This is a genomic window from Brevundimonas sp. EAKA (assembly GCF_000698025.1).
Lineage (GTDB): Bacteria > Pseudomonadota > Alphaproteobacteria > Caulobacterales > Caulobacteraceae > Brevundimonas > Brevundimonas mediterranea_A.
Genome location: NZ_JMQR01000144.1, coordinates 1 through 6,764 on the forward strand (window position 1 = coordinate 1; position 6,764 = coordinate 6,764).

The following is a 6,764-nucleotide window of genomic DNA, read 5'->3' on the forward strand; positions in this document are numbered from 1 at the left end:
CTGACTGTTCACGGCGGTCGGATAGGCCATGGCTCAGACCGCGATTTCGAGGATCTTGGCGATCAGGGGGCCGGCGGCGGCGGTGTTGGTCTGCTGCATGCCCCCCCCGGGCTGGCTGGCGTTCCCGACCGACAGGCCGGGGGCGTGCGCCCCCCCCCGCCGGCGCGGGCCGCGCCGGCGGCCGCCCCCGCCCCGCCCTATGAAGCCGCGCCGGGCGGAGACGCGGCGGAACTGATGGCCGTGGCGTGCGGGGAGGCTGCTGCTCGCGAGACCCTCAGGCTGGACGAAGCGATCCTTCAGGGTCAAGCCGCGCTGAAGGATTGACCCCTTGCCTCTCCCTCCCCTTCAGGGGAGGGTGGTCGAGCGCAGCGAGACCGGGTGGGGGCGGCCCAGAATGGCCAGGATTGCCAAGGCCAGAGCCATGCGAAAATCCATGAGCCCGCCGGAAGCGCGGCTTTGGCTGTCGCTGCGTCGCCTGCGCGCACAGGGCTTTCACTTTCGACGCCAGCACCCCCTGCTTGGCTATTATCTCGACTTCGTCTGCCTCTCGCGAGGACTGGTGGTTGAAGTCGATGGCGGTTCGCACGAGGGGCGCAGCGACTGGGATCGACGACGCGACGACGCCCTGTTGCAGGTGGGGTTGAAGACGCTTCGCATCCCGGCCGTCGATGTCAGGGATCGCCTGACAGATGTTGTGGACTTCATCTTACGCGAGCTTGAGGCGGCCGCCCCCACCCGGCCGCTGCGCGGCCCCCCTCCCCGGGACGGGGAGGGAGACTAAGGCGCTGAAGGACTGACGGCCCGCTCCTCAACCTGCGGCCATTCCAGCCGGTCGCGCGGCAGGGCTTCACGGCATTCGTCGCGCATGAAGGCCATCAGCTTCTCGCGGATTTCGCAGCGCAGGTCGAAGGCGACGCCGGCGGAGCGGGCGCTGGCCAGGCAGCGGACCTGAAGCACTCGTGCGGTGATGTCGGTCACCTGCATCACCTGGACATCGCCGTCCCACAGCTTGGACGCCTTGACGATCCCCTCGAACGCCGTGCGCAGCCGGTCGATCGGGGCTTCGTAATCGACGTAGAAGAAGGCCGAGCCGATCAGGCGGGCGTTCTCTCGCGTCCAGTTCTGGAACGGCGTCGAGATGAAGTAGGACAGGGGCAGGACCATCCGCCGCCAGTCCCACAGCTTGACCACCACATAGGTTGCGGTGATCTCCTCGACATTGCCCCACTCGTTCTCGACGATGACGGCGTCGTCCAGGCGGATCGGCTGGGTCAGGGCGATCTGGATGCCCGCGACCATGTTCGTCAGGATCGGCTGCAGGGCCAGACCGGCGATGATGCCGACCACGCCCGCCGAGGCCAGCAGGCTGACGCCCCACTGGCGGAAGCCGGCGATGGTCATCAGGGCCAGGCCCACGGTGACGATGAACAGGATCACCTTGGCCACCCGTTGCAGGATGCGGGTCTGGGTCAGGTGTTTGCGGGCGAGCAGATTGTCCTCGACGGCGATATTGTACCGCTTCAGGTGCATCACCGACCACATGTCCAGCAGGCCCGAGGCCAGCCAGCCCAGGGTCAGGACGAACAGGAAACGCAGCACTTCGCGGATGTCGGCCGACGGCGCGGGATCCATTGGCGAGACGGTCACGCCGATGCCGATGCCGATCAGGATCATCATGACCCGCAGCTTCTTGCGCGCCCGCTCGACCACGCCGCGCCAGAAGACGTCGCGGTTCTTCACCACCCGCCGCAGGATCATGAAGACGATCTTGTGCGCCACCCATCCGCCTGCGACGAAGCCGGCCGTCACCAGCACGATCACGGCCCATTCGGGCAGCCAGTCGAACCGGCGCCACAGGTCATGAATCTGGCGGGTCAGGGCGGTGATTTCAGGAGGCATGCGTAAGGGACGCATTGACGCCGAATGGGTTCCCGCAAAGCTTGGCGAACGGGGTTCAGCCCCTCGCCGTCTTCTCCACCAGATCGGCCAGGCGCTGCGCCGCATCGGGGATGGCGACCGAACGCGCCGCCGCCGACATGGCCGCCAGACGCCCCGGGTCGGACAGCAGTCCCTCCAGCGTCACCGTCAGGCCCTGAACCGTCAGATCATCCTCCAGCACCATCTCCGCCGCCCCGGCGTCGACCAGGGCCTTGGCGTTCAGGCGCTGGTGGTCGTCCATGGCGATCTTCAGCGGAATCAGCACCGACGGCAGGGCCGCGACGGCCAGTTCGGCGCAGGTCGAGGCGCCCGAACGGCCGACGACCAGATGCGCCTTGGACAGACGCTCGGCCATGTCGCGGAAGAAGGGCGCGACCTCGGCCTCGATCCCGGCCTCCAGATAGATCTGACGCGCGGTCTCCAGCGTCTCGGGCCGCGACTGCTGCTGCACCTTCAGACGACGGCGCAGGGCTTCCGGCAGGGCGGCCAGGGCGCGGGGCGTGGTCTCCGACAGGATGCGCGCCCCCTGGCTGCCGCCCGTCACCAGCACCTGGATGGGGCCGCCGTCGACCGGGGCCGCATAGGCGCGGTCGAACAGGGCGCGGATCTCGCTCCGCACCGGCGAGCCGACGACGTGCGACCGGCCCTGCACCCTGGCCGGCGCCCGCTCCAGCGTCGGGAAGGACGAGGCCACTTCGCCGACATAGGGGGCCAGGATGCGGTTGGTGCGGCCCAGGACGGCGTTCTGTTCGTGAATCACGGTCGGCCGCTGCGACGTCACCGCCGCCACCAGGGCCGGCGCCGACGGATAGCCGCCGAAGCCCACCACCACGTCCGCCCCCAGCCGATCGAAGGCCGCGCGCGCCTGCATCACCCCCTTGAAGATTTGAACCCCCGCCTTGATCAGGCCCAGCGGACCCGAGCCGGTCGCCGCATCCAGGGCCAGACGTTCCTCGGCCGGGAAGGCGTGGGCGTATTGCTCGCCGCGATGATCGGTCGCCAGCACCACGCGCCAGCCGCGCGCGGCCAGTTCACGCGCCAGGGCCTCGGCCGGGAACATGTGGCCGCCGGTGCCGCCGGCGGCGACGACGCAGAGCTGGGTCATGGGTGCGGTCTCCGAAAAACACCGTCTGAATAGTCTGAAACCCGGACGACAGGGAGCGGGATCACCGACGCCCTAGCGCGCCAGAACGATCTCGCAGCCCGGCGCGATCACGGCCTGAAGGGCGCCCGGCTTCTCGATCCGCACGGTCGCCCGCCGCACCCGCCGGTCCTCCAGACAGGCCCGCGCCAGCCGTTCGGCGAAGGTCTCGACCAGGCCCACATGGCCCTCGGCGGCGATGGCGCGCGCCGCATTGGCCACGGTCTCGTAGTTGATGGTGTCGCCCAGCCGTTCGATCGGCCGCGGCTCCAGCTCCAGCGTCACATCGATCACCAGCCGCTGCAGCCGCCCCTGCTCGTGGTCATAGACCCCGATCCCGGCCTCGACCTCCAGCCCGCGCACGAAGACGCTCAGCCGCTCGAAACGCAGCGGCTCGTCCGCCGGAAACGGCGTCACCTGAGAGGACTGGACCACGCGCTACTCCTGGATGTCGGGGGTGCGCCAGGCCAGGTGCTGGCCCCCGTCGACGGCGATCATCTGGCCCGTGACCATCCGCGCGTCAATGAGCCACAGCACGGCCTCGGCCACCGCCTGCGGGCTGCCGGGCGTCTGCAACAGGGTGCCGCGCGCCTCGGCGGCGAATTCCTCGGGGGTCTGGTGGATCGACGGCAGGGTCGGCCCCGGCCCCACGGCATTGACCCGGATGCCCGGCGCCAGGGCCTGGGCCAGGGTCCGGGTCGCCCACCACAGGCCGTTGCGCGACAGGCTGTAGGAGAAGAAGCGCGGATCCGGCTTCAGCACCTTCTGGTCCAGCAGGTTGATGATCACCCCTTCCACAGCCTGGGCGGCGAAGGCCTCGGCCAGCACCAGGGGCGCCCGCAGATTGGTCTCGACATGCCGGTCCCAGCTGTCGCGCGTCAGGCCGCCGACCCGGTCGTCCTCGAACACCGAGGCGTTGTTGACCAGCACCGTCAAAGGCCCCAGCGCCTCGACCGCCGCGGGAACCAGCGCCCGCACCTTGGCCTCGTCCGTCAGGTCCGCCTGCAACAGACAGGCCCGCCGCCCGAGGCCCGCGATCTCGTCGGCCAGGGTCCGGGCGTCCTCGCCCGACGCATGATGATGAATCGCCACGTCGAAGCCCGCCCGCGCCAGGGTCAGGCAGATCTCCCGCCCGATCCGCCGCGCCCCGCCCGTGACCAGGGCGACGCCCCGCGCCGGGGCGACGCCGGCGGGCGCCGCCGGGACTTCAGTCAACCCGACCGAACTCGAAGACGTTGAACGCCGCGATGACGGCGACGAAGCCGAAGATGATGCCGAGAGCCAGCATGGGATGCTCCTGTGTCTGATCTTCGATTAGAGCGGGACGGGGCGCGGTTCAAGCGGGGGCGGGTTTGGAATCATCGCTCCCTCATTACGGCCGGATTATTCAGCCAGCCGCCATCTGCGATGAGGCAAGCACATCCATGGATGGCAGTTAGATGCGGGTCGGCCGGCACGTGAACACGAAGACCGGTGCTGTTAGAAAGTTCGCGCGCTAGGCCCTCTAGGGATGCTCCTGCGCCAGCCAGAATGAAGCCTGAGTCAGAAATGTCGATCGACAACTCGGCTGGCGTCGCCTCCATAGCGCGTTTCGCCAGTTCTACGATATCGGAGACAGCTGGCGCGAGCGCGGCAACGGCTTCGGCGCTAGTGAACAGGATGTCGCGTGGCTTTCCGGTCGAGAGAGAACGGCCCCTGACTTCAACCGAAGACTTATCCATACGGGGCGTCGAGGCGGCACCGACAGCATCGCGGATGCGTTCCGCCGTCCAAGAGCCGATAAGAAGATCGTGGCGACGTCTACAATGGTCTATTATCAACTGATCCATTACTTCAGTGCCAGCTCTGGCAGCTTTAACATAGACTGCCCCTGACAAAGAAATGACTTCGACCTCCGCCAAGCTATCGGCCACGTTCAGCACCATTGCGGCTCGTGGGGTATCAACCGACGCGCCCGCCCCCACCGCGATTGCGAGGGGCGCATCGACAAACCCAACGCGGTTAAGGCCGGCCTTACGGAGAGCCTCAAGGATCATTCTGCGCTCATGCCCTGTTGCAGAGGCTGGCAGGCAAAAGAGCACGTCCTGACCACTAATCGCACGGGCTCCCCCAGCGCGACGCGCGAACTCCCGAATCAGTCTTGCAGCGTCGGGAACATCTGCAATTTTATCGGCTTGGAACGGCCACGCACCGGAGGCTTCTAGTGGCCCCTCCGCCAAGTAATTCGCCGCCTCTTGGCCATAGAGAAACCTGCCTCGCGGCTGCGCGACCACCAATGTAGGCTCGTCAATCACCACTCCCACGCCGGGTCGCGCGACCTGGGTGCGGCGCGAGCCGATGTTGAATGCGACCGAGCCCTTGCGCCCGTCCGACGGCTCTTTGATCAACTCGGCCTGGTCAAGGATCGATGCTTCAGGCTCGACCGACTCTGGTGTCGTCGCGTGCTCGGCACCAAAGCCCCCGACACCTAGGGCCTGAGCTTCGGCATGCGTCAATTCGATGCCCGTCAGGTCAGCGCCGAGGTAAAAATCAGCCGGATTGGCCCCCGCTAAGCGCGCCAGACTCACTAGATCGTCGCAGGGCGATCGAAGAAGATCGACGACTTTGTCTTGCCAGTCGGCCATATCAGGCTTGATCCGCCACAACGGAGATCAGCGTAATCGCAGCAAATCGATTGGACAAATCCCTTGATCCGAGCCCGTGGCGCAGCAGTTCGTCACGGATGAAGCATTCGGCGGCCACCTCATTGCGCCGGGACGACTTATGTTCCGGCAGATCCTTCAGCAGGCTCTTGTCAGTAATCTCGATATCGGAGATTAAAAGGTCCTCGCGCCGACATCGAACCTCGATCCTCACTGACGGTTCGATCAAATGGAGCTTGCCGACGTTGTCGTCGATTAAAGTGACGCGCGGTTCGTTGTCAGCGTCCCAAGGCGAGCCTTCCAGAGGGCCTGCCGTCTGAGATTCTATTACCCAACGATATTCGTCGTCAGTCGTCATTGACTGGCTAACTTTCATGGGGGCCTCGGCTAGAGTTTCCAACTCTCGACTGAGCGCCTTACGGTTGGACTTGCCTGCCCCGAGACCTAAGCTGGACTTGGCGCTGTTAATCCCCAGCATCAGCGACACCTTCGCGCCAAAGGATGTTTCGGCTTGATGCTGTCGGACGGTCCGCCCCTTGAAAGTAGCACCTGTCGATTTACGGGCAACAGACGACTTATCCACGCTCAACCCCTCGGCCTCGGGGATGACCAAGATTACCTCGGCCCGGCGCAGACCGAGCCGGAATGAAATCTTCATCCCGGGCTGATCACCGAGCCGACCTTCGCCAAAAGCTACGTGGGCGTGAAGAGTGGCGGTGCGCCTTGCCCCGTCAAACGCCTCATGCCAAGCGTCGACAGTTATGGCGTCCGAAAAGGCGCGTTTGCGATTGGTGATTGTCGACATCAAAGGCCTCTTGGCGATTCACATCGGATCGTGACACCACAAGTAGCAGTCGTCGACGGTAAGCTGCTAGTTGCGGCCTATAGATCAGCGTCGATGGGAATTGCTTATACGCGTACTCTCTTTCGTAAGATTGGCCCGTCCTCCCGCACAAAGCACTTCACCCCGGATTGCTTGAAAGTGGGCCTAACTCCTGGATGACGGCCGACGTCCGCCACTGACGCAACTCGGCCCTCGCCCC

At 65.9% G+C, this 6,764-nt stretch carries 7 protein-coding genes and 1 pseudogene; 2 read left to right on the plus strand and 6 right to left on the minus strand.

Annotated elements, in window-relative coordinates:
- Positions 1-324: pseudogene (locus tag ER13_RS19075) on the plus strand (hypothetical protein); the annotation flags it as partial.
- 70 nt (positions 325-394) lie between these two features.
- Positions 395-781, plus strand: coding sequence for an endonuclease domain-containing protein (locus tag ER13_RS15030; RefSeq protein WP_035310524.1), 387 nt, complete (start codon positions 395-397; stop codon positions 779-781).
- Here the strand turns inward: ER13_RS15030 and ER13_RS15035 are convergent.
- From ER13_RS15035 to ER13_RS15060, 6 genes are all read right to left on the minus strand, one after another.
- Entirely contained in the window at positions 778-1,899 is a 1,122-nt protein-coding gene (locus tag ER13_RS15035) for a mechanosensitive ion channel family protein (protein WP_008262698.1), read from the minus strand. The genes ER13_RS15030 and ER13_RS15035 overlap by 4 nt on opposite strands.
- Positions 1,900-1,954: 55 nt before the next feature.
- Positions 1,955-3,043 (minus strand): undecaprenyldiphospho-muramoylpentapeptide beta-N-acetylglucosaminyltransferase, encoded by a 1,089-nt coding sequence (murG, locus tag ER13_RS15040; protein WP_008259100.1) that lies wholly within the window; start codon positions 3,041-3,043, stop codon positions 1,955-1,957.
- 72 nt (positions 3,044-3,115) lie between these two features.
- Positions 3,116-3,496 carry a dihydroneopterin aldolase gene (folB, locus tag ER13_RS15045; RefSeq protein WP_154727030.1) on the minus strand — a complete coding sequence of 127 codons (381 nt, stop codon included), beginning with the start codon at positions 3,494-3,496 and terminating at the stop codon, positions 3,116-3,118.
- 21 nt (positions 3,497-3,517) lie between these two features.
- Positions 3,518-4,294: an SDR family oxidoreductase gene (locus tag ER13_RS15050; RefSeq protein ID WP_052005151.1), complete on the minus strand. Its 777-nt coding sequence runs from the start codon at positions 4,292-4,294 to the stop codon at positions 3,518-3,520.
- A 143-nt stretch (positions 4,295-4,437) separates the two neighbouring features.
- On the minus strand, positions 4,438-5,703 hold the full coding sequence (locus ER13_RS15055; protein WP_035310518.1) for a rod shape-determining protein: 1,266 nt from the start codon (positions 5,701-5,703) through the stop codon (positions 4,438-4,440).
- A 1-nt stretch (position 5,704) separates the two neighbouring features.
- Positions 5,705-6,526 carry a hypothetical protein gene (locus ER13_RS15060; RefSeq protein ID WP_035310520.1) on the minus strand — a complete coding sequence of 274 codons (822 nt, stop codon included), beginning with the start codon at positions 6,524-6,526 and terminating at the stop codon, positions 5,705-5,707.
- Between the last annotated feature and the right edge of the window lie 238 nt (positions 6,527-6,764).

Excerpts from the sequence above, each read along its gene's own strand:
- ER13_RS15030 (WP_035310524.1), top strand. The coding sequence starts at position 395 with ATGGCCAGGATTGCCAAGGCCAGAGCCATGCGAAAATCCATGAGCCCG.
- ER13_RS15035 (WP_008262698.1), bottom strand. The coding sequence starts at position 1,899 with ATGCCTCCTGAAATCACCGCCCTGACCCGCCAGATTCATGACCTGTGG.
- murG (WP_008259100.1), bottom strand. The coding sequence starts at position 3,043 with ATGACCCAGCTCTGCGTCGTCGCCGCCGGCGGCACCGGCGGCCACATG.
- ER13_RS15055 (WP_035310518.1), bottom strand. The coding sequence starts at position 5,703 with ATGGCCGACTGGCAAGACAAAGTCGTCGATCTTCTTCGATCGCCCTGC.
- ER13_RS15060 (WP_035310520.1), bottom strand. The coding sequence starts at position 6,526 with ATGTCGACAATCACCAATCGCAAACGCGCCTTTTCGGACGCCATAACT.